Source organism: Pseudomonas sp. B37(2017), from assembly GCF_002112885.1.
GTDB lineage: Bacteria > Pseudomonadota > Gammaproteobacteria > Pseudomonadales > Pseudomonadaceae > Aquipseudomonas > Aquipseudomonas paraglycinae.
In genome coordinates this window covers 668,628-689,587 of sequence record NZ_NEIX01000001.1, presented here as the reverse complement: position 1 = coordinate 689,587, position 20,960 = coordinate 668,628, and the positions used below count along the sequence as shown (strand labels likewise).

The 20,960-nt window shown below is 62.4% G+C and carries 19 protein-coding genes; 18 read left to right on the top strand and 1 reads right to left on the bottom strand.

Going from position 1 to position 20,960, the window contains the following annotated elements; all coding sequences use genetic code 11:
- Window positions 1–206: 206 nt before the first annotated feature.
- From arnB to CAF90_RS03165, 10 genes are read left to right on the top strand one after another with little or no spacing between them, the layout of a single operon-like run.
- Window positions 207–1,355: a UDP-4-amino-4-deoxy-L-arabinose aminotransferase gene (gene arnB / locus CAF90_RS03210; RefSeq protein ID WP_085603486.1), complete on the top strand. Its 1,149-nt coding sequence runs from the start codon at window positions 207–209 to the stop codon at window positions 1,353–1,355.
- Window positions 1,352–2,374: an undecaprenyl-phosphate 4-deoxy-4-formamido-L-arabinose transferase gene (arnC, locus tag CAF90_RS03205; protein ID WP_085603483.1), complete on the top strand. Its 1,023-nt coding sequence runs from the start codon at window positions 1,352–1,354 to the stop codon at window positions 2,372–2,374. Before arnB ends, arnC begins: the two co-directional genes overlap by 4 nt.
- Window positions 2,371–4,362, top strand: a complete 1,992-nt coding sequence (gene arnA / locus CAF90_RS03200) for a bifunctional UDP-4-amino-4-deoxy-L-arabinose formyltransferase/UDP-glucuronic acid oxidase ArnA (protein WP_085603480.1) — start codon at window positions 2,371–2,373, stop codon at window positions 4,360–4,362. The genes arnC and arnA overlap by 4 nt, the downstream gene beginning before the upstream one ends.
- On the top strand, window positions 4,362–5,246 hold the full coding sequence (gene arnD / locus CAF90_RS03195) for a 4-deoxy-4-formamido-L-arabinose-phosphoundecaprenol deformylase (protein ID WP_085603477.1): 885 nt from the start codon (window positions 4,362–4,364) through the stop codon (window positions 5,244–5,246). Before arnA ends, arnD begins: the two co-directional genes overlap by 1 nt.
- On the top strand, window positions 5,243–6,892 hold the full coding sequence (gene arnT, locus CAF90_RS03190; RefSeq protein ID WP_085603474.1) for a lipid IV(A) 4-amino-4-deoxy-L-arabinosyltransferase: 1,650 nt from the start codon (window positions 5,243–5,245) through the stop codon (window positions 6,890–6,892). The genes arnD and arnT overlap by 4 nt, the downstream gene beginning before the upstream one ends.
- On the top strand, window positions 6,889–7,233 hold the full coding sequence (arnE, locus tag CAF90_RS03185; RefSeq protein ID WP_085603471.1) for a 4-amino-4-deoxy-L-arabinose-phosphoundecaprenol flippase subunit ArnE: 345 nt from the start codon (window positions 6,889–6,891) through the stop codon (window positions 7,231–7,233). The genes arnT and arnE overlap by 4 nt, the downstream gene beginning before the upstream one ends.
- On the top strand, window positions 7,230–7,634 hold the full coding sequence (gene arnF, locus CAF90_RS03180; RefSeq protein WP_085603468.1) for a 4-amino-4-deoxy-L-arabinose-phosphoundecaprenol flippase subunit ArnF: 405 nt from the start codon (window positions 7,230–7,232) through the stop codon (window positions 7,632–7,634). Before arnE ends, arnF begins: the two co-directional genes overlap by 4 nt.
- Window positions 7,631–9,010, top strand: a complete 1,380-nt coding sequence (locus CAF90_RS03175; RefSeq protein WP_085603465.1) for a UDP-glucose/GDP-mannose dehydrogenase family protein — start codon at window positions 7,631–7,633, stop codon at window positions 9,008–9,010. The genes arnF and CAF90_RS03175 overlap by 4 nt, the downstream gene beginning before the upstream one ends.
- Window positions 8,983–10,602, top strand: coding sequence for a glycosyltransferase family 39 protein (locus CAF90_RS03170; RefSeq protein ID WP_170929349.1), 1,620 nt, complete (start codon window positions 8,983–8,985; stop codon window positions 10,600–10,602). Before CAF90_RS03175 ends, CAF90_RS03170 begins: the two co-directional genes overlap by 28 nt.
- Window positions 10,603–10,638: 36 nt before the next feature.
- On the top strand, window positions 10,639–11,166 hold the full coding sequence (locus CAF90_RS03165) for a GNAT family N-acetyltransferase (RefSeq protein ID WP_085603462.1): 528 nt from the start codon (window positions 10,639–10,641) through the stop codon (window positions 11,164–11,166).
- On the opposite strand, the gene CAF90_RS03160 is transcribed toward CAF90_RS03165, so the two are convergent.
- Window positions 11,150–12,115 (bottom strand): LysR family transcriptional regulator, encoded by a 966-nt coding sequence (locus CAF90_RS03160; protein ID WP_085603460.1) that lies wholly within the window; start codon window positions 12,113–12,115, stop codon window positions 11,150–11,152. The genes CAF90_RS03165 and CAF90_RS03160 overlap by 17 nt on opposite strands.
- A gap of 312 nt (window positions 12,116–12,427) precedes the next feature.
- Here CAF90_RS03160 and argH point away from each other — a divergent pair, with 312 nt between their 5' ends.
- The 8 genes from argH to CAF90_RS03120 all read left to right on the top strand — a co-directional run bounded on the left by argH (window position 12,428) and on the right by CAF90_RS03120 (window position 20,941).
- Window positions 12,428–13,855, top strand: coding sequence for an argininosuccinate lyase (gene argH, locus CAF90_RS03155; RefSeq protein ID WP_085603458.1), 1,428 nt, complete (start codon window positions 12,428–12,430; stop codon window positions 13,853–13,855).
- A 150-nt stretch (window positions 13,856–14,005) separates the two neighbouring features.
- On the top strand, window positions 14,006–14,884 hold the full coding sequence (locus CAF90_RS03150; RefSeq protein WP_011334265.1) for an amino acid ABC transporter permease: 879 nt from the start codon (window positions 14,006–14,008) through the stop codon (window positions 14,882–14,884).
- A gap of 10 nt (window positions 14,885–14,894) precedes the next feature.
- Window positions 14,895–15,659, top strand: a complete 765-nt coding sequence (locus CAF90_RS03145) for an amino acid ABC transporter ATP-binding protein (RefSeq protein WP_039768627.1) — start codon at window positions 14,895–14,897, stop codon at window positions 15,657–15,659.
- A gap of 39 nt (window positions 15,660–15,698) precedes the next feature.
- Entirely contained in the window at window positions 15,699–16,523 is an 825-nt protein-coding gene (locus CAF90_RS03140; RefSeq protein ID WP_085603455.1) for an ABC transporter substrate-binding protein, read from the top strand.
- Between the two features lie 142 nt (window positions 16,524–16,665).
- Window positions 16,666–17,514: a polysaccharide deacetylase gene (locus CAF90_RS03135; protein WP_085603453.1), complete on the top strand. Its 849-nt coding sequence runs from the start codon at window positions 16,666–16,668 to the stop codon at window positions 17,512–17,514.
- Window positions 17,507–18,397, top strand: a complete 891-nt coding sequence (locus CAF90_RS03130; RefSeq protein WP_085603451.1) for a polysaccharide deacetylase — start codon at window positions 17,507–17,509, stop codon at window positions 18,395–18,397. Before CAF90_RS03135 ends, CAF90_RS03130 begins: the two co-directional genes overlap by 8 nt.
- Window positions 18,394–19,746 (top strand): MmgE/PrpD family protein, encoded by a 1,353-nt coding sequence (locus tag CAF90_RS03125; RefSeq protein ID WP_085603450.1) that lies wholly within the window; start codon window positions 18,394–18,396, stop codon window positions 19,744–19,746. The genes CAF90_RS03130 and CAF90_RS03125 overlap by 4 nt, the downstream gene beginning before the upstream one ends.
- A 16-nt stretch (window positions 19,747–19,762) precedes the next feature.
- Window positions 19,763–20,941, top strand: coding sequence for an MFS transporter (locus tag CAF90_RS03120; protein WP_085603448.1), 1,179 nt, complete (start codon window positions 19,763–19,765; stop codon window positions 20,939–20,941).
- The last annotated feature ends 19 nt before the right edge of the window (window positions 20,942–20,960 follow it).

The window sequence follows — 20,960 nt, the reverse complement described above, 5'->3', positions numbered from 1 at the left end:
TTTCACAAAAACGGGCATAACCTTAATTCCACTGAGTCCTGTGCCGGCGCTGCCCAAGCTGCCGGGCAATGCCTGAAAAGTCAACCGAACCCGACGTTATGTCGTCTTGGCAACTTATTGATGCAAAGGATTTTTTCGCGTCTACGCTTTGATTGGATCCAATTGTTCAATGGGTCTTTTTCTTTTTTCTTTGCAATGAGGTGTGCATGAGTCAGGCGTTTCTCCCCTTCTCCCGCCCCAGTATCGGTGATGAAGAAATTGCCGCCGTGGAGCAAGTTCTGCGCTCCGGCTGGATCACCACCGGGCCGAAAAACCAGGCTCTTGAAGAACAGTTTGCCCAGTACGTCGGTTGCCGCCACTCCGTGGCACTTTCCTCGGCCACCGGTGCCATGCATGTAACGTTGCTGGCGCTGGGAGTCGGCCCCGGCGATGAAGTCATCACCCCGTCGCAGACCTGGGTGTCCACCGCCAACATGATTTCCCTGCTCGGCGCCACGCCGGTGTTCGTCGATGTCGACCGCGACACCCTGATGACCGACGCCGCGCGTATCGAAGCCGCCATCACCCCGCGTACCAAAGCGATCATTCCGGTGCATTACGCCGGCGCCGCGTTCGATCTCGATCCGCTCTACGCGCTGGCCGACAAGCACGGCATCGCCGTGATCGAAGACGCCGCCCATGCCGCCGGCACCCGCTACAAGGGCCGCCACGTGGGTTCGCAAGGCACCGCGATCTTCTCGTTCCACGCGATCAAGAACATGACCTGTGCCGAAGGGGCGATGTTCGTCACCGACGACGAAGCCCTGGCCAACCGGGTGCGCATGCTCAAGTTTCATGGCCTCGGCGTCGATGCCTACGACCGCCTGACCCACGGCCGCAAACCCCAGGCCCAGGTGATCGAGCCCGGGTTCAAGTACAACCTTGCCGATATCAACGCCGCGATTGCGCTGGTGCAACTGGAGCGTCTGGACGCAATCAACGCCCGCCGCACCGAACTGGCCACGCAATACCTGCAAAAACTCGAAGGCCTGCCGGTGCAACCGCTCGCTGTGCCGCAATACGCCCAGCAGCACGCCTGGCACCTGTTCATCCTGCGCATCGACAGCGAGCGCTGCGGCATCGACCGCGAAACCTTCATGAAGGGTTTGCAGGAGCAAGGCATCGGCACGGGCATTCACTTCATCGCCACCCACCTGCACACCTGGTATCGCCAGCGTGATCCGCACCTGTCCCTGCCCGACACCGAGTGGAACTCGGCGCGGCTGTGCTCGATTCCCTTGTTTCCCGACATGACCGACCAGGATCTGGACCGGGTCGTCGGGGCCATTGAACATTTGATGGGGAAACGCCCGTGAGACCTTATCCGATTCATTGCGTGTCGATCGTTATCCCGGTCTACAACGAAGAAGACAGCCTGCCGGAACTGCTGCGCCGCACCCAGGCCGCCTGCCAGCAATTGCGGCATGACTACGAAATCGTGCTGGTCGATGACGGCAGCCGCGACGCCTCCGCGCAATTGCTCGAAGACGCCGCGTCAGTCGAAGACAGCCCGTTCGTGGCGGTCATTCTCAACCGCAACTACGGCCAGCACGCGGCGATCATGGCCGGTTTCGAACAGTGCAAGGGCGACGTGGTGATGACCCTCGACGCCGACCTGCAGAACCCGCCGGAAGAGATCCCGCGCCTGGTGGCCGAGGCCGAAAAGGGCTTTGACGTGGTCGGCACCGTGCGCGGCAATCGTCAGGATTCGGCGCTGCGCCGCTATCCGTCGAAGCTGATCAACCTCGCCGTGCAACGCTCCACCGGCGTCGCCATGAGCGACTACGGCTGCATGCTGCGCGCCTACCGTCGCACCATCATCGACGCGATGCTCGCCTGCCGCGAACGCAGCACGTTCATTCCGATCCTCGCCAACAGCTTCGCCCGCCACACCACGGAAATCACCGTGGCCCACGCCGAGCGCGAACACGGCGATTCGAAATACAGCCCGATGCGCCTGATCAACCTGATGTTCGACTTGATCACCTGCATGACCACCACGCCCCTGCGTCTGTTGAGCATCGTCGGCTTCGCCATGGCCGGCCTCGGCGTGCTGTTCGCGGCGGCGCTGATCGTCCTGCGCCTGGCCTTTGGCGCCGGATGGGCCGGCGACGGTCTGTTCGTGCTGTTCGCCGTGCTATTCGTGTTCACCGGCGGCCAGTTCATCGGCATGGGCCTGCTGGGCGAATACCTGGGGCGCATGTACAGCGATGTGCGCGCCCGCCCGCGTTTCTTCATCGAAAAAGTCCTGCGCGGGCACCCCGCCACGCCGGCACCCGCCATCACCGTTGACGGCCTCACTTCCAACTCCACGTCCGATCAGGTTCTCTCATGAGCGCAAAAACTGTTGTCTTCGCTTACCACGATATTGGCTGCGCCGGCATTCAAGCCCTGCTCGACAGCGGCTACGACATTGCGGCGGTATTCACCCATGCCGATGACCCACAGGAAAATGCGTTCTACGCCTCCGTCGCGCAACTGTGCGCCAACAAAGGCATCGCGGTTCATGCACCGGAAGACGCCAACCACCCGTTGTGGATCGAGCGGATTGCCAAGCTCGATCCGGATTACATTTTCTCGTTCTACTATCGCAACCTGCTGAGCGAGCCATTGCTGGCCACCGCCAAAAAAGGCGCGTTCAACCTGCACGGCTCATTGCTGCCGCGCTACCGTGGCCGCGCCCCGGCCAACTGGGTGCTGGTCAATGGCGAAACCGAAACCGGCGTCACTCTGCACCGGATGGTCAAGCGCGCCGACGCCGGCGCCATCCTCGCCCAGCAACGCGTGGCCATCGAACGCAGCGACACCGCGCTGAGCCTGCACGGCAAACTGCGGATCGCCGCCAGCGACCTGCTGCGCGATGCACTGCCGGCGATGTTGCACGGCAAGCTGCGGGAAACCCCGCAGGACGAATCCCAGGCCACGGTGTTCGGCCGTCGCACCCCGGCAGACGGCAAACTGGTCTGGGCGCTACCGGCCGAGCAACTGTTCAACCTTGTGCGGGCCGTGACTCAGCCTTACCCCGGCGCCTTCTGCGCCGTGGGCGAGCACAAGCTGATCGTGTGGAGCGCCGACGTGGTCAAGGGCAACGAAGGCCAGGCGCCGGGCCGGGTCATCAGTGTCGATCCGCTGCGCATCGCCTGCGGTGAAGATTCGCTGGTGATCAACGCCGGCCAGCGCAACGACAACGGCCTGTACCTGAGCGGCCCGCAACTGGCCAATGAACTCGGTCTGGTGGACGGCTCGCTGCTGCGCGGCGCCGAGTCCGGTCGCGGGCCACGCCGCACGCGGGTGCTGATCCTCGGCGTCAACGGCTTCATCGGCAACCATTTGTCCGAGCGTCTGCTGCGTGACGAGCGCTACGAAGTCTATGGCCTGGACATCGGCTCCGACGCCATCGACCGCCTGCGCAGCCATCCGCGTTTCCACTTCGTCGAAGGTGACATCAGCATTCACTCGGAGTGGATCGAGTACCACATCAAGAAATGCGACGTGGTCCTGCCGCTGGTAGCCATCGCCACGCCGATCGAATACACGCGCAATCCGCTGCGGGTGTTCGAACTCGACTTCGAAGAAAACCTGAAACTGGTGCGCTACTGCGTCAAGTACAACAAGCGCGTGATCTTCCCGTCGACCTCGGAAGTCTATGGCATGTGCCAGGACAAACACTTCGACGAAGACAGCTCGAACCTGATCGTCGGCCCGATCAACAAGCAGCGCTGGATCTACTCGGTGTCCAAGCAGCTGCTGGACCGGGTGATCTGGGCCTACGGCGCCAAGGGCCTGAACTTCACCCTGTTCCGTCCCTTCAACTGGATGGGCCCACGGCTCGATCGCCTCGATTCGGCGCGTATCGGCAGTTCCCGCGCCATCACCCAGTTGATCCTCAATCTGGTGGAAGGCACGCCGATCCGCCTGTTCGACGGCGGCGAGCAGAAACGCTGCTTCACCGACATCGCCGACGGCGTCGAGGCGCTGGCACGAATCATCGATAACGACAACGACGTCTGCAACGGCCAGATCATCAACATCGGCAACCCGGACAACGAAGCGAGCATTCGTCAGTTGGGCGAAGAACTGTTGCGCCAGTTCGAGGCTCATCCGCTGCGTTCCAACTTTCCGCCGTTCGCCGGTTTCCGCGATGTGGAAAGCAAGGCGTTCTACGGCGCCGGTTACCAGGACGTCGAGCACCGCAAACCGAGCATCGCCAACGCCAAGCGCCTGCTGGACTGGACGCCGACCGTGGAAATGCGCGAGACCATCGGCAACACGCTGGACTTCTTCTTGCGTGAAGCGATGCTCGAAATCGAGAGCAAGCGTTGATGCAGGCCGGTTTGCGCATTGACGTCGACACCTTTCGCGGCACCCGCGAAGGCGTGCCGCGCTTGCTGGAAATCCTCGATGAAGCGCAGATCAAGGCGACGTTTTTCTTCAGTGTCGGCCCGGACAACATGGGCCGGCATCTGTGGCGCCTGATCCGTCCGCAGTTTCTCTGGAAGATGCTGCGCTCCAACGCCGCCGGCCTCTACGGCTGGGACATCCTGCTCGCCGGCACCGCCTGGCCGGGCAAACCGATCGGCCGCGACCTCGGGCACCTGATGCGTCAGGCCCGGGCCGCCGGCCACGAAGTCGGCCTGCACGCCTGGGATCACCACGGCTGGCAGGCCAATGCCGGGCGCTGGAACGATGCGCAACTGGTCGAGCAGATCCGTCAGGGCGTCGACACCTTGAGCGACATCCTTGGCGAAAAGGTCACCTGTTCAGCCGCCGCCGGTTGGCGTGCGGACGAGCGTGTGATCGAAGCCAAACAAGCCTTCGGCTTTCGCTACAACAGCGATTGCCGTGGGCAGCGGCTGTTCCGCCCGTTGCTGGCCGACGGCTCGGTCGGTGCGCCGCAGATTCCGGTGGACTTGCCGACCTTCGATGAAGTGGTCGGGCCGAGCGTGGCGGCGAAGGATTTCAACGCCTTCATCCTCGACCGGTTCCGCCCGGACAACCTCAACGTCTACACCATTCACGCCGAAGTAGAAGGGATTCTGATGGCCGAAGACTTTCGTCGACTGCTGGCCGACGCACGCCAGCGACATATCAACTTCCAGCCGCTGGGCAATCTGCTGCCCGCGTTTCTCAACACCCTGCCCGTCGGCCGCGTGCAACGCGGTGCCCTCGAAGGCCGCGAAGGCTGGCTGGGAGTGCAAGGCGCATGAGCAAACGCTGGGCATTGCCGCTGTTGTTGGGGATTTTTCTGCTGGCCTATCTGCTGCCGCTGGGCAGTCATGGTCTATGGATTCCCGATGAAACCCGTTATGCGCAGATCAGCCAGGAAATGCTGCTGAGCGGCAACTGGGTGTCGCCGCATTTCATGAACCTGCGTTACTTCGAAAAACCGGCGGCCGGTTACTGGATGATCGCCATCGGGCAGGCCGTGTTCGGGCAGAACCTGTTCGGCGTGCGGTTTGCCTCGGCCCTGAGCACCGGGCTGAGCGTGCTGCTGTGCTTCCTCATCGCTCGCCGTTTGTGGAATGACCCGCGCAAAAGCTTCGTCTGCGCCCTGCTCTACATGAGCTTCGTCATCGTCGCCGGCCAGGCCGGTTACACCAACCTCGATCCGCAATTCACCTTTTGGGTCAACCTGAGTCTGGTGGCGTTGTGGTTTGCCCTCGACAGCCGTTCCAACGGTCAGCGCCTGGCCGGTTGGGCGGTGTTGGGCCTGGCGTGCGGCATGGGCTTCATGACCAAGGGTTTTCTCGCTTGGCTGCTGCCGGTGCTGATCGCGTTGCCGTGGATGCTCTGGCAAAAGCGCTGGAAGGAATTGCTGCTGTACGGCCCGGTGGCCATCGCGGTGGCGATCATCGTCAGCCTGCCGTGGGCGCTGGCGGTGCACGGGCAGGAACCGGATTACTGGCGGTTCTTCTTCTGGCACGAACACATCCGCCGTTTTGCCGGGGACGATGCCCAGCATGACGCGCCGTGGTGGTTCTACCTGCCGCTGTTGGTGGCGTTCAGTCTGCCGTGGGTCGGGATGTTGCCGGTGGCAGTGAAGCAGGCGTGGCAGACCCGCCGCGAAACCGGCATCGCGTTTCTCGGCCTGTGGCTGCTGATGCCGCTGCTGTTCTTCAGCCTGAGCAACGGCAAGCTGCCGACCTACATCCTGCCGTGCCTGCTGCCGCTGGCATTGCTGCTGGGCCATGCGCTGGCCGATCGCTTGCGCCTGGAGCAAGGCCGGGCGCTGGGCCTCAATGGTCTGCTGAACCTGTTGCTGGGACTGGTCACGCTGATCGCGCTGGTTTACGTGCAGCTCAAACGTCCGCTGTACGACCACGAATTGCACAGTCTGGTGCTGGTGTTCATCGCCCTGACCGGCTGGATCATCAGCAACCTGCTGCAAGCGTTTCGTCCGTTGCAATGCTGGGCGGCGCCGGCGGTGGGCAGCCTGTTGCTGATCGCGTTACTGCCGGCGGCGCTGCCCAAATCGGTGGTGGCGAACAAGATGCCCGACCAGTTCGTGCTCGCCCACCAGGCAGAACTGGCGGCCACCACACACCTGTTGAGCAACGATCTGGGTGCCGCGTCGGCCCTGTCCTGGCGGGTCAAACGCCCGCAGGTGGCGATGTACAACACGATAGGCGAATTGAAATATGGCCTTGCCTATCCTGACGGCATTCACCAACGGGTCGATCCCGATCAGGTGCAACAGTGGATGCGCGAAGCCCGCAAGACCGGTTCGGTCGGCGTGGTGATGCGGGTCAAGGGGCAAGACGAACTGGACGAACTCGACAGACTGCCCAAGGACGGCGTTCGTTATGAGCAAGGCAACCTGGTGATCATGATTCTTCCGCAGGAGGCCTCATGAGCCTTTGGCTGCTGTTGCTCGCCTGCCTGCTGACCTGCCTGGGCCAGGTCGCGCAGAAATTCGCCGTCGAGAGCTGGCGCGGTGCGAGCCTGTCGTGGTCGCGCAAAGTGCGATCGCCGTGGCTGTGGCTGGCGCTGTTTGCCCTCGGCACCGGTCTGCTGGTGTGGCTGCTGGTATTGCAGCGCCTGCCAGTCGGCATCGCCTACCCGATGCTCAGCCTCAACTTCGTGATCATCACCTTGATCGCCCGCTTTGTGTTCAAGGAGCCCGTCGACGTTCAACACTGGTTCGGCGTGTTTTTGGTAATCGGTGGCGTGGCGTTGTTGGGGCAGCAGTCATGAACCAGCGTCGTGGAATCTTCTTCGCCCTGGCCAGCGTGCTGCTGGTCAGCGTGGCGCAACTGAGCATGCGCTGGAGCATGACGCGCCTGCCCCGACCGGATCAGTGGCTGGCCGTGCCCAGCGTCGATTCAGTCGCGCTGGCCGTGGTGCTCGCGGCGATCTTCGCCTATGCGCTGTCGATGCTCTGCTGGCTCGCCGCCCTGCGCGATCTGCCGCTGGGCCGGGCCTATTCGCTGCTGAGCATCAGCTACGCGCTGGTGTACCTGCTGGCGGCCAGCCTGCCGCTGTTCAACGAATCCTTCAGTTTCTCTAAATCACTGGGCGTGGCACTGGTCATGCTCGGGGTCATCACCATCAACACTCGTCCGGCCCGTGCGCCCGAATTGAGGAGTTCGCCATGAAAATCACAGTGTTTGGTAGCGGTTATGTCGGCCTGGTGCAGGCCGCCGTGCTGGCCGAAGTCGGCCATGACGTGGTGTGCATGGACATCGACGAGAAGAAAGTCGAGCTGCTGCGCCAGGGTCACGTCAGCATTTTCGAGCCGGGGCTGGCCAGCCTGGTTCGCGAGGGTCTGGACGCCGGGCGCCTGCAATTCACCTGCGATGAAAAACTCGCAGTGCAGCACGGCAAGGTCGCGTTCATTGCCGTCGGCACCCCGTCGAAAGAAGACGGTTCGGCCGACCTGCGTTACGTGCTGTCGGTGGGTGACGCCGTGGCCCGTCACCGTGAAAAACCGCTGATTCTGGTGGAGAAATCCACCGTACCGGTCGGCACCGGCGACACCTTGCGCACCCACCTGGACAAAGCGCTGATCAAGGCCGGGCGCCTGTTGCAGTTCGATATCGTGTCCAACCCGGAATTTCTCAAGGAAGGTTCCGCGGTCGCCGACTGCCGCCGGCCCGACCGGATCGTCATCGGCTGCGAGCGCGAAGAAGTGCGCGACGTGATGCGTGACCTGTACTCGCCGTTCAACCGCAACCACGACCGCATCATGTTCATGGACCTGCGCAGCGCCGAACTGACCAAGTACGCCGCCAACTGCATGCTGGCGACCAAGATCAGCTTCATCAACCAGATCGCCGAACTGGCCGAACACCTGGGCGCGGACATCGAATCGGTGCGCCAGGGCATCGGCGCCGACAGCCGCATCGGCTACCACTTCATCTACCCCGGTTGCGGCTACGGCGGTTCGTGCTTCCCCAAAGACATGCGCGCGCTGATCCACAGTGCCGAAGAGGCGCACTGCTCCAGCGATTTGCTGCAGGCGGTGGAAGCGATCAACCAGCGGCAGAAACACAAGCTGTTCGAACGCATCAACGCGTTCTACAAGGGTGAACTGCGCGGCAAGACCTTCGCCCTGTGGGGCCTGGCGTTCAAGCCGAACACCGACGACATGCGCGATGCACCGAGCCGGGTTCTGCTGGAGTCGTTGTGGGCCGCCGGCGCCAGCGTGCGGGCGTTTGACCCGGAAGCGATGCAGGAAACCCAGCATCTGTACCCGGAAGAATCAAAACTGATGCTGATGGGCACCCCGGAATCGGTACTCGCCGGTTCCGACGCGCTGATCATCTGCACCGAATGGCAGCAGTTCAAGGCGCCGGATTTCGACCTGATCCAGCAACGCCTCAAGGCCCCGGTGATCTTCGACGGTCGCAACCTGTACGACGCCGAACGCCTGGCCCGCAACGGCTTCCATTACTTCCCGATGGGCCGTGGCGAATCGCGCACCCTGCCGATTCCGTTGCAGCAATGGCCGCACGCCTCGGACGTGGCTTGATCGGTTTAACCCCTGCCCTGCGCCGGCAGTCCCTGATCGCAGGGCTGCTGGCGCTTCTGCTGATCATCGCCGGCGTGTACGGGCAGGCGCCCATCGGTTTTGACTCGCGCTTCGTGCTGTTCGCCCAGGAAATGCTCCGGCACGGGCCCAGTATTTTTCCCACTACCTATGGTGAGCCGTACGCCGATTATTCGGCGCTCTCGACCTTGTTCATCTGGCTGTTGTCGTTGCCGTTCGGGACGGTCAACAGCCTGACGGCGTGGCTACCGAGCGCTGTCGCCGGCGCGGTGATCGTGACGTTGATGTATCGCTTGCTCGCGCCTTCATCCGTGCGCTGGGCGGTGGTCAGCATCGCCCTGCTGATGCTCACCAGCACTTTCATCACCGAAACCCGTGCGGTGTCGCAGGACCTGATGCTCGCCGCCGTGGCGTTTTCGGTGTTCTACCTCGGCTATGCCCACGACCATTTCGCTGCCGGTCGACGCTGGCCGCTGGTGTTCATTCTGTTGCTGCTGGGGTTCGGCATTCGCGGGCCGATCGGCCTGGTGGTGCCGACCGGCATGCTGTGCAGTTACTACCTGCTGGATCGCCAATGGTCGCGCCTGTTGACCTTCGGTGTGCTGGCTTCGCTGTTGCTGGCGGCCTGCGTCGGGCTGTTGTTGTGGCTGGCGGAGGTCAGCGGCGGACCGGCGTTTCGGCAGGACGTGATCCGCATGCAGTTCATGGGACGCGTGGACGGCAGCGAAGGCGTCAGCGGCTCGCTGTATTACTTCACCAGTTCACTGGGCAACTACGCGCTGGCGTATCCGCTGGCCTTGCTGGCACTGGCAGCGGCGTGGCTGAGCAAGCCCCGGCAACGCGGCCCGGCCTTGCGCCTGGTGCAGTATTGCGCCGCGGCGGGATTGATCGTGATGCTCGGGCTGTCGATTCCCCAGGCGAAAAAGGCCCGTTATTTGCTGCCGATGCTGCCCATGGCGGCGATCATTGCGGCGTATCCGTTTCAGGTGTTGCACGGACGGGTGTTTGCCTGGCTGCGCGTCGGCATGCAGGGATTGTGGTTGTTGATTCCCGCATTGTTGATCGTCTTGTTGTGGGTGGCGAAGCGACGGTTTCCCGAGTCGTTGACCGACCTGACGCTGGTGTTCACCGTCTTGGGCTTCCTGCAACTGGCCGCTTTGTCACGGTTGTGGCTGCCGCGCTGGCGAACGGAAGTCCTCGCGTTCAGCGCTGTTTTGGCGGTCTGGTCGGCGTATGTGCTGGTGTTCGAGCCGGTGGAGCGCCAGCTGTATGACACGCGGACCTTCAGTCAGGCGGCACTGGCACGGATCCACGAGCACCCCGCGCCGCTGGTGCTGCATGGCATGGGCAAGGACGCCAAGGCGATCAAGTTCATGGTCAACGTCGAGCAGGATCTGCAACCGCTGTTCACTGAAACCACGCAAGCACTCGAAGCGCTCAAGGGACCGGCGTGGCTGATGATGGATCGCAGCGACTTGCAGGCCCTGCAAGGTACGCCGCTCGGGACGTTGCAGCCGGTGCTGAGCGGGCGTTTCGACAAAAACGATTATGTGTTGCTGTGGCTGACGCCTTAACCTGCGCGACGTGATTTCGACAGGGACCGCTGACTGATGACCTTTACCGTGCGACAGGCCCTGGCAGCCGATGCCACCGCCCTCCCCGCCATCGAGCGCTCGGCCGCCGAACTGTTTCGCCTCGACCCGTCACTGGCCTGGCTGGCGGATGCGTCTGTGCCGCAGGCTTCGGCGCATTTACCGGCCATTGAACGGGGCGAACTGTGGGTCGCGGAAAACAACGACGGGCAACTTGCAGGTTTTTTAAGGGCGGTGACTGTCGACCAACAGTTGCACATTGAGGAACTGTCCGTCAGCCAACACTTTCAGGGTCGGGGCGTCGGTCGCAAGTTGCTGTTGGCGGCGATTGAACAGGCGCGTCTGTGGCAACTTCGAGCGGTGACGCTGACGACCTTTCGCGATCTGGCGTGGAATGCGCCGTTCTATCAACGCATGGGTTTTGCGCTATTGAACGCCGATGACACGGACACGCGTCTGAACCATGTATTGCGCGATGAAATCACTCACAGATTGCCCGGCGAGCGACGTTGCGCCATGCGCCTGATACTCACGCCGTCGGCTTGAGATCAACCCCCAGCGCCTGGGCGAACGCCTTGACCAACGGACTGCGCACGGTGTTGTGGCGCAGGATCAGATTGAACGGCGTGTCGAAGTGAATCAGCTCCGGGCACACCGCGCGAAACTGCCCGGCGGCCACCAGCGTAGCGGCGTAATGCTGGGGCAGAAAGCCCACGAAACGCCCGGTCTTGATCAGCAATGCCACCGCTTCGACCTGGGTCGCCGACGCGGAAAAACTGTCGTAGCGGGCGAAGTTGAGCTTGTCGCGATGGATCGCGTAGCGGTGGTTGATGCACTCGTAATCCTGCAGCACGTTGCCGCCCATCTGCTCCGCCGGCATCTCGAACAACGGGTGGCCGACGGCGCAGTAAGCCTGCGAGCGTTCTTCATAGAGCGGGTAATAATCGAACTCTTCGCGTTTTTGATAAACCGGGACTATTCCGGCAACTAAGCGACCTTCCACCACGCCTCTTTCCACTTCATCCAGCTGGGTCGCCTGAAGTTGAAATCTTACTTTCGGCGAGTGTTCATTTATTTTTCTAAGCGCAGCAACTAACGGTGAATTATCGTCACTGATCGTATTATCGATCACCCCCACTCCGAGATCGCCGATAAGTTCATTCTGCGCTGAACTAAGTCGGTCACGAAAGTTGTCGACCGAGGCAAACAGATCGATCGACGCCTGATACACCAGACGCCCTTCTTCGGTCAGGTGAAACCCTTCGCGCCCCCGGGTGCACAGCCGCATGCCGATGCGGATTTCCAGGTCGGAGATCTGCTTGCTGATCGCGGCCAGGCCCACGTTCAGCTCGTTTTGCGCCGCGCTGAAGCCGCCGGCCTCGACCACCGCCTTGAACACCTTGAGCAGTTTGAAATCCAGTCCGCTGAGGGCCAAAGGTGCCCGGTGAGCGGTTTTGACCGGTGGGTTTCCGGAATTGGAAAGTGGGGTTTCCATAATGCTGATTTACCTCTGGCGCAATGTTCAACAATCTGTGTCCAACAACAAAAACATCGCCGGCTAATAATAATGATCACAGAAAACAAGCCTTGGCAACCGCCAAAAAATCCCGAACATCAGTGCCAACTCACTGATCGCCAAACATTAAAAGCTGACACTTCGATCAGCTCTTGTCTCTTTGCAACTGCCCTCTTGAAAACTGCTTTGGCCTGATTCTGTCTGCCGCTTCTGTCCACTAATTGGCCGGCACGATTTTTCAGGGCCCAGCACACCGATTTCAGTTCGCGTTACCGACGAGGAAAACAACAAATGTCTCAAACCACCGACCGTCTCTGGGGTGCCCGTTTCAAAAGCGGCCCGTCCGCAGCCCTGGCGGCCCTGTCCCGTTGCCCCGAGCGCTATTTCCGCCTGACGCCGTACGATCTGGCCGGCTCCAAGGCCCACGCCGGGGAACTGCAACGTGCCGGCCTGCTGGATGAGCAGGAAACCCGCACGATGATCGAAGCCCTGGACGGCATCGGTGCCGATTTTGCTGCCGGGCGCATCGCCCCGACGCTGGACGACGAAGACGTTCACACCTTCATCGAGCGCCTGCTGACCGAGCGCCTCGGCGCACTGGGCGGCAAGCTGCGCGCCGGCCGTTCACGCAACGACCAGACCGCCAACGACCTACGCCTGTTCCTGCGTGACCACGTCCGCACCCTGGCCGTGGAAGTGCTGGCCCTGCAAACGGCGCTGGTGGGTCAGGCCGAGCAGCACGTCGAGAGCATCTGCCCGGGTTTCACTCACCTGCAGCAGGCGCAGCCGATCGTGTTCGCCCACCACTTGCTGGCCCACGCGCAATCGATGTTGCGTGACGTGCAGCGACTGGTGGACTGGGACACCCGCACTTCGCTGTCGCCCCTCGGTGCTGCGGCCATGGCCGGTTCCGCGATCGCTCGCCAGCCGCAGCAGTCGGCCAAGGAAATGGGCTACGCCGGGGTCTGCGAAAACTCCATCGACGCCGTGGCCAGCCGCGATCACGTCGCCGAATTCCTGTTCATCGCCAGCATGCTCGGGATCAACATCTCGCGTCTGGCCGAAGAGTTCTGCCTGTGGTCGTCGCGCCAGTTCCGCTGGGTCGACCTGGACGACGCCTACGCCACCGGCAGCTCGATCATGCCGCAGAAGAAAAACCCCGACATCGCCGAACTGGCGCGGGGCAAGGCTGGGCGTCTGATCGGCAACCTGACCGGCCTGCTGTCGACGCTCAAATCCCTGCCGCTGTCGTACAACCGCGACCTGAGCGAAGACAAGAACGGCGTGCTCGACAGCGTCGACACCCTGCTGCTGGTGCTGCCGGCGATGGCCGGGATGGTCGCGACCATGACCGTCAACGTCGAGGAACTGCGCCGTCAGGCACCGCTGGGTTTCACCCTCGCCACCGAAGTCGCCGACTGGCTGGCGGTGCGCGGCGTGCCGTTCAAGGAAGCGCACGAAATCACCGGTGCGCTGGTTCAGGCCTGCGAGAAACACGACCTCGAATTGTGGGAAGCCTCGCCGGCGCTGCTGGCCGAGATCGACCCGCGCCTCACGGCAGACGTGCGTGACAGCCTGACCCTGGAAGCCGCCATCGCCGCCCGCAGCGGCTGGGGCGGCACCGCGCCGCAACAGGTGCGCGAGCAGATCGGCCGCCTGAAAACCGCCCTCGCCGCGCAACAACAGTGGACCGAAAACTACCAGGGCTTCCGCCTCTAACGGCCAACACGCAAACCCTGTAGGAGCGAGCCTGCTCGCGATGGCGATGGATCAGCCAGCAGAGATGTCGAGAGTGCTGCCGCAATCGCGAGCAGGCTCGCTCCCACAGTGGAATGCGGTGGATTTGAAAGTACAGTTCGGAGAAACACCATGAGCCAGACTCAGGCAGAACGACTCCAGGCGGAGCGCAAACTGGCGGAAAACCAGTTCGACATTACCCAGTACCAGCACGTGCCACGGCGTTATTACGGGCGGATCTTCTTTGCCACCGTGATCGTCATCGCGATCATCGGTCTGGTGCGGGCTTTCGCCGAAGGCAAGATCGAATGGTCGTACATCGGCCAGTTCCTCACCTCCGAAGCGATCATGTGGGGCCTGTTCAACACGATCATCATGGCCGTGCTGGCGATGGCGCTGGGCATCGTGTTCGGGGTGATAACCGCGATCATGCGCATGTCGGCCAACCCGATCCTGCGTTACGTGGCAGTGACCTACACCTGGCTGTTTCGCGGTACGCCGCTGATTCTGCAACTGCTGTTGTGGTTCAACCTGGCGCTGATCTTCCCCACCATCGGCATTCCCGGCCTGTTCGAACTCGACACCGTGAGCCTGATGACCCCGTTCGTGGCCGCACTGCTCGGCTTGAGCATCAACCAGGGTGCCTACACCGCCGAAGTGGTGCGCGCCGGCCTGCTGTCGGTGGACACCGGCCAGTACGAAGCGGCCAAGTCGATCGGCATGCCGCGCCTGCAAGCGCTGCGCCGGATCATCCTGCCCCAGGCCATGCGGATCATCATTCCGCCGGTCGGCAACGAATTCATCGGCATGGTGAAAATGACCTCGCTGGCGAGCGTCATCCAATACTCGGAACTGCTCTACAACGCCCAGAACATCTACTACGCCAACGCCCGGGTCATGGAGCTGCTGATCGTCGCCGGTATCTGGTACCTGGCCACCGTCACCGTCCTGTCCTTCGGTCAAAGCCGTCTGGAGCGTCGTTTCGCTCGCGGCGCCGGCAAGCGTTCTTGAGGAATCCGTCATGAGAAACATCGTCAAGGCCGTGAGCCTGAACAAATATTACGACCAGTACCACGCGCTCAAGGACATCAACATCGAGGTCGAGCAAGGCGAAGTGCTGTGCATCATCGGCCCGTCCGGCTCGGGCAAGAGCACCCTGCTGCGTTGCGTCAACCAGCTGGAAAAGATCGACAAGGGCGGCCTCTGGGTCGATGGCGAACTGGTCGGCTACCGCGTGGTCGGGCACAAGCTGCACGAACTCAACGAGTCGCAGATCGCCCGCCAGCGCCTGGCCACCGGCATGGTGTTCCAGCGCTTCAACCTGTTTCCGCACATGACCGTGCTGCAAAACATCATCGAAGGCCCGTGCCAGGTGCTCAAGCGTTCGCCCAAGGAGGCGCACGAAGAAGCCCTGGAACTGCTGGCCCGGGTCGGCCTGGCCGACAAACGCAACAGCTACCCGATTGAACTGTCGGGCGGTCAGCAGCAACGGGTGGCGATTGCCCGCGCCCTGGCCATGCGACCCAAGCTGATGCTGTTCGATGAACCCACTTCGGCACTCGACCCGGAACTGGTCGGTGAGGTGCTGTCGGTGATGCGCGATCTGGCGCAGACCGGCATGACCATGATCGTCGTCACCCATGAACTGGGCTTCGCCCGGGAGGTTTCCAACCGCATGGTGTTCATGGACGGCGGGCAGATCGTGGAGGCTGGAAGCCCCGAAGAAATACTAATAAGTCCGCAAAACCCGCGCACCCAAAGCTTCATTTCTGCCGTTCGAACCTGAGGCCCCTTTGGCCTTCACAACACTCATAAGAGAACGTCCATGAAGAACTTCGTCATTCCAGCAGTACTCACCTCCCTCATGTCTTGCGGTTTCGCCGTGGCCGCCGAGTTGCCGGCCAGCATCAAGGAAAAAGGCGAGATCGTCGTCGCGATCATGCCCAACTATCCGCCGATGGATTTCAAGGACCCGGCCACCAACAAGCTCACCGGCCTTGACTACGACCTGGGCAACGCCCTGGCCGAACGCCTCGGGGTGAAGATCAAGTGGCAGGAAACCGGCTTCGAGCAAATGATCAACGCCCTGACCACCGACCGCGTGGACATGGTCCTGTCGGGCATGACCGACACCGCCGAGCGTCAGGCCAGCGTGACCTTCGTCGACTACTTCACCAGCGGCCCGCAGTTCTACACCTTGCAGAAGAACGCGGCGACCAACGAGATCATCGACCTGTGCGGCAAGAAAGTCGGCACCAGCCGCCGCACCACCTTCCCGGCGGAAATCGCCGCGTGGAGCAAGGAAAACTGTGAAGCCGCCGGCAAACCTGCGATCAACGTGATCGGCACCGAAGGCTCGGCCGACGCCCGCGCGCAACTGCGCCAGAGCCGTATTGATGCGGCGATGCAGGGCAGCGAAACCCTGTCTTACCTCAAGACCCAGGAAAAGGACATGTACAAGACGGTCGGCCAGCCGATCTCCGTGCAGTTCACCGGGCTGGGTGTGAGCAAGAAGAAGCCTGAGCTGAGTGAAGCGGTGAAGGTGGCGTTGCAGAGCATGGTGGATGACGGCAGCTATAACGCGATTCTGAAGAAGTGGGATCTGGAGTTGGGTGCGATCAAGGACGTGACCATTAACGCGGGCAAGTAAGGCTTCGCCACTGATACCCGGCTGCGATCTTTTGATTGATCGTTCCCACGCTCTGCGTGGGAATGCAGCCAGGGACGCTCCGCGTCCCGAACAAAGATCGCAGCCTTCGGCAGTTCCTACAGATGAGTATTGGAGCGCTGTGATGTCCTCCTCACCCCAACCCACCTGGCCCGACCAGCACAAAGCCTGCCTCGCCCTGGCCTTCGACCTCGACGGCCCGACCGGCGATGCCATGCTCAACAACTCGATCTGGCACAAGCCCGAATACTTCGGCTTCGGCGGCTACGGCCCGTACCGCGCCCTGCCGCGCCTGCTGGACCTGCTCGACGCCTTCAAGATCCCGACCACTTTCTTCGTCCCCGCGTGGGTCGTGGAAAACTGGCCGAAACAATGTCAGGCCATCGTCGAGCGCGGCCATGAAGTCGCCTACCACGGCTACAAGCACGAATCCTTCTACGCCCTGACGCTGGACCAGCAGCAGGCCGTGATGCACAAATCCCGCGACGTGTTCTGGCAATACCTGCACATCCGTGCCGAAGGTTTTCGCACCCCGTCGGGTGACTGGCGCGCCGAAACCCCGGCGATGCTGGCCGACAACGGCGTCATCTATTCCAGCAGCATGCGCGGCGACGATCGCCCTTATCTGGTCAACGTCCCCGGCCACGACACCCCGCTGGTGGAAATCCCCGGCCGGTGGGAAATGGACGACTACGCCTCCCTTGCCTATACCCGCGCACCGAACTTTCCGTCCGGGCTCGACCGCACCGCCAGCTACGAGCTGACCCTCGACAACTGGCAACGCGAGTACGACGGCGCGATGGACGAAGGCCTGTGCCTGACCACCCTGTTCCACCCGAAAATCACCGGCAAACCGGGGCGCATCCTGTTGCTGGAGAAACTCTTCGAACACATGCGCCAGCGCGATGACGTGTGGTTCGCCACCTGCCGCGACGTCGCCCGCTGGTGGCTGAAGGAGCATCACCATGGCTGACGCTGACAACCTCTGGCCCGCCGGCAAACGCTGCGCGGTGGTGCTGACCGTCGATTACAACGACATCCACGGCATTCTCACCCAGGCCCCGGAAGTCGCCGGGCGCGACAAGACGCTGTCGGTGTGGCGCTACGGCACGCAACGCGGCGTCGAGCGTTTGCTCGGCCTGTTCAGGGAACTCGGGGTGCGCAGCAGCTGGTTCGTACCCGGCATCGTCGCCGAGGAAAACCCGCAGCACATCGCCGCGATTCAGGCTGACGGGCATGAAATCGCCTGCGCCGGTTACCGCCATCAGGATTACGACACGCTGGATCTGGCGGCGCAAAGCGCGGAAGTCGCCAAGGGCTGTGCGGCGCTGGAAGCACTTACCGGCGTGCGTCCGACCGGTTTCCGGATTCCCGCCGGCAACGGCGCGCCGGGCTTCATTGAAGCCTTGAAAGATCACGGCATTCTCTGGTCGTCATCTTGGCGTGGCGATGACCTGCCGTTCTTGCAACCAACCGCCCCCGAGGTGGTCGAGTTGCCGCTGCATTACGAACTGGAAGACGAGCCTTACTTCGCCTTCAACCTGAGCCCGGCCGTGCCGCCGGCACAATCGCGGATCGCTTCCTACAGCCACACCCTGGGCAACCTGCAAATGGACTTCGCCGGGTTTCACCGCTTCGGCCTGTGCTACGTGCTGCGCCTGCACCCGGAAATCATCGCCACACCGGGGCGCATCGGCGTGCTGCGCGAATTGCTGCAAGGCATTCAGCAACATGACGACGTGTGGATCGCCACCGGCGCTGAGGTCGCGCAGTGGTGGGCGCAAACGGCGGCGCCGGTCGCGCAGGATCATCCGGCGTCGGTGTATGAGCGCCATTATCGGGACTACCTCGTATGACCGAACGCATGCAGCGGCTGGCGCAGTTTTGCGTCGATACGCGGTTTGAAGATCTGCCGCCGGCTTTAGTGGAGCAGGCCAAGCGGCACATTCTCGACACCTTCGGCGCGGCGCTGGCCGGGGCCGACAGCGCGGTCGCGCTTCAGGCGCGGCAGGTGTTTGGCGCCGAGCCGGGCACCGCGCTTGTCTGGGGTTCGACGTTGCGCGTCGGCGCGGGGCATGCGGCCTTGCTCAACGGCATCGCCGCCCATGCGCTGGAGCTGGACGACACCGGCGGTTGCGATCACTCCGGCGCGGTGGTGTTGCCGGCGGTGATGGCCGCGCTTTCGCTGGTGGATCGGCTGGTGGACGGTCGCGAATTCATCACCGCCGTGGTGATCGGCTACGAAATCGGCCGGCGGGTGCTGGAAGCCTGCGGCAGTTATTCGGCGCACAACGGCGCCGGTTGGCACTCGACCGCCACCTGCGGTGTGTTCGGCGCGGCGGCGGCCTGTGCGCGGATCTTTGCGCTGGATGTCGGGCAAACCATGTCGGCACTCGGCATCGCTGGCAGTTTCAGCGGCGGGTTGTGGGCGTTCATTCATGACGGTTCGCAAAGCAAGAAACTGCACAGTGGCCGTGCGGCCGAAGGTGGTTTGCTCGCCGCGCGTTTTGCTCGTGAAGGTGTCAGTGGGCCGTCGGTGTTGTTCGAGGATGTCTGGGGTGGTTTCCTCAAGACACTGGCGCCGGGCAGCGCGCAGCCGGATGCGCTGGATGCCGAATTGGGGCGTGTGTGGAAACTCGCGCGCTGTTCGATCAAACCCTACGCCGCTTGCCGTGGCACCCATTCGGCTATCGATGCGCTCGGGCTGCTGCTGGAGCAACTGCAGATCGGCGCCGATCAGGTTGAAGACATCCAGGTGAACCTGTGCGGGTTTCTGCTCGACATGTGCGGCGGTCGCGACATCCAAAATCTGGCCGCCGCGCAGATGAGCCTGCCCTACGCCCTCGCCGCGCGACTGGTGCACGGTCATTGCCGATTGGAGGCTTACGACGAACAGCCACGCAACGATCCGCATATCGCTCACTGGCTGACGCGCATTCGCCTTGAAGTGGATGAGCGACTGTCGGAGGATGGCGAGCCAGTGGTCGTTGTGCGAACCCGCGACGGGCGTGAGGCGAGCCTGTGTGTCGAGGTACCGCTGGGCGCGCCGGGCAATCCGCTGAGCGAGGCGGCGCTGGAGGAGAAGTTTTTCAGTCTGGCGTTGCGGGTCATTTCTCCGGTCAAGGCCGAGCCGTTACTGGCGCAGCTGCGGCAACTGCAAACGCTGGATTCCGTGCGCGATCTCGAGCACCTGTTAACCGAATAAGGACATTTGATTTTCCGTGGCCACCTACTCGCTCGTTATCCGCCGCCTGATGATCGTCTCGCTGACCATCGTCGTCAGCCGCGCCATCACCAGTCCGTTGCTCACCTTGTTCTTGAGCAACAAACTCGGCCTCAACCAACAGGATGTCGGGTTGTTGCTGGGCATCGCGGTGTTCATCGCCACCCTGCTTGCGCTGTACGGCGGCTACATCATCGACCGGCTCGAGAAGCGCCGGTTGCTGATTCTCGCCATGCTGTCCAGCTCTATCGGATTCGTGTTGCTGACCTTCGCCAAAGACCTGTACCTGACCACCGCCACCCTGGTCATCACCGAAACCGCCTCGGCGTTGTTCCTGATCGGCTCCAAGGCGATCCTCAGTGAAAACCTGCCCATGGGCCAGCGGGCCAAGGCGTTTTCCCTGCGCTACACCCTCACCAACATCGGCTACGCCACGGGCCCGATGCTCGGCGTGGTAATCGCCGGGGTCTACCCGATTGCGCCGTTTCTGATTGCCGCCGGCATCGCTTTCGGCAGCATCTTTCTGATGATCGGAATCCCGAAGGACGCCAGCCCCATCGCAGCCATCGGCCAGCCGCAAAGCTTTCTGAAAACCCTGATCACCCTGAAAAACGACCGCACGCTGATCATGTTCACCTGCGGCTGTCTGCTCAGCACCGTGGTCCATGGCCGCTTCACCCTGTACCTGTCGCAATACCTGCTGGTGGTCGAAGACTCGCAGCGAGCCCTGCAAACCATGGCCGCCCTGCTGGCCTGCAACGCCATCGCAGTGATCCTGCTGCAATACCAGATCGGCCGCTTCCTCAACCGGGAAAAACTGCGCTACTGGATCGCCGCCGGCACCAGCCTGTTCATCGTTGGATTGATCGGTTTCAGCCTCGCCGACAGCCTGGTGACGTGGTGCATCGCGATGTTCATCTTCACCCTCGGCGAGATGATCATTTACCCGTCGGAGTTCCTGTTCGTCGACACCCTGGCCCCGGAAGAACTACGCGGCAGCTATTACGGCGCGCAGAATCTGGCGGCGCTGGGCGGCGCGCTGAGCCCGGTAATTTGCGGCTTCCTGCTGATGCATACGCCGGCGCCGACCATGTTCTATGCCCTCAGCGCATTGACTGCGATGGGCGGCTTCCTGTGTTTCATGAGCGGGCGCCGCGTGGCTTTACTGCAAAAATAATGCACTGAAACTGCATTTA

Excerpts from the sequence above, each read along its gene's own strand:
- arnB (WP_085603486.1), top strand. The coding sequence starts at position 207 with ATGAGTCAGGCGTTTCTCCCCTTCTCCCGCCCCAGTATCGGTGATGAA.
- arnA (WP_085603480.1), top strand. The coding sequence starts at position 2,371 with ATGAGCGCAAAAACTGTTGTCTTCGCTTACCACGATATTGGCTGCGCC.
- arnD (WP_085603477.1), top strand. The coding sequence starts at position 4,362 with ATGCAGGCCGGTTTGCGCATTGACGTCGACACCTTTCGCGGCACCCGC.
- arnT (WP_085603474.1), top strand. The coding sequence starts at position 5,243 with ATGAGCAAACGCTGGGCATTGCCGCTGTTGTTGGGGATTTTTCTGCTG.
- arnE (WP_085603471.1), top strand. The coding sequence starts at position 6,889 with ATGAGCCTTTGGCTGCTGTTGCTCGCCTGCCTGCTGACCTGCCTGGGC.
- arnF (WP_085603468.1), top strand. The coding sequence starts at position 7,230 with ATGAACCAGCGTCGTGGAATCTTCTTCGCCCTGGCCAGCGTGCTGCTG.
- CAF90_RS03175 (WP_085603465.1), top strand. The coding sequence starts at position 7,631 with ATGAAAATCACAGTGTTTGGTAGCGGTTATGTCGGCCTGGTGCAGGCC.
- CAF90_RS03170 (WP_170929349.1), top strand. The coding sequence starts at position 8,983 with ATGGCCGCACGCCTCGGACGTGGCTTGATCGGTTTAACCCCTGCCCTG.
- CAF90_RS03165 (WP_085603462.1), top strand. The coding sequence starts at position 10,639 with ATGACCTTTACCGTGCGACAGGCCCTGGCAGCCGATGCCACCGCCCTC.
- CAF90_RS03160 (WP_085603460.1), bottom strand. The coding sequence starts at position 12,115 with ATGGAAACCCCACTTTCCAATTCCGGAAACCCACCGGTCAAAACCGCT.
- argH (WP_085603458.1), top strand. The coding sequence starts at position 12,428 with ATGTCTCAAACCACCGACCGTCTCTGGGGTGCCCGTTTCAAAAGCGGC.
- CAF90_RS03150 (WP_011334265.1), top strand. The coding sequence starts at position 14,006 with ATGAGCCAGACTCAGGCAGAACGACTCCAGGCGGAGCGCAAACTGGCG.
- CAF90_RS03145 (WP_039768627.1), top strand. The coding sequence starts at position 14,895 with ATGAGAAACATCGTCAAGGCCGTGAGCCTGAACAAATATTACGACCAG.
- CAF90_RS03140 (WP_085603455.1), top strand. The coding sequence starts at position 15,699 with ATGAAGAACTTCGTCATTCCAGCAGTACTCACCTCCCTCATGTCTTGC.
- CAF90_RS03135 (WP_085603453.1), top strand. The coding sequence starts at position 16,666 with ATGTCCTCCTCACCCCAACCCACCTGGCCCGACCAGCACAAAGCCTGC.
- CAF90_RS03130 (WP_085603451.1), top strand. The coding sequence starts at position 17,507 with ATGGCTGACGCTGACAACCTCTGGCCCGCCGGCAAACGCTGCGCGGTG.
- CAF90_RS03125 (WP_085603450.1), top strand. The coding sequence starts at position 18,394 with ATGACCGAACGCATGCAGCGGCTGGCGCAGTTTTGCGTCGATACGCGG.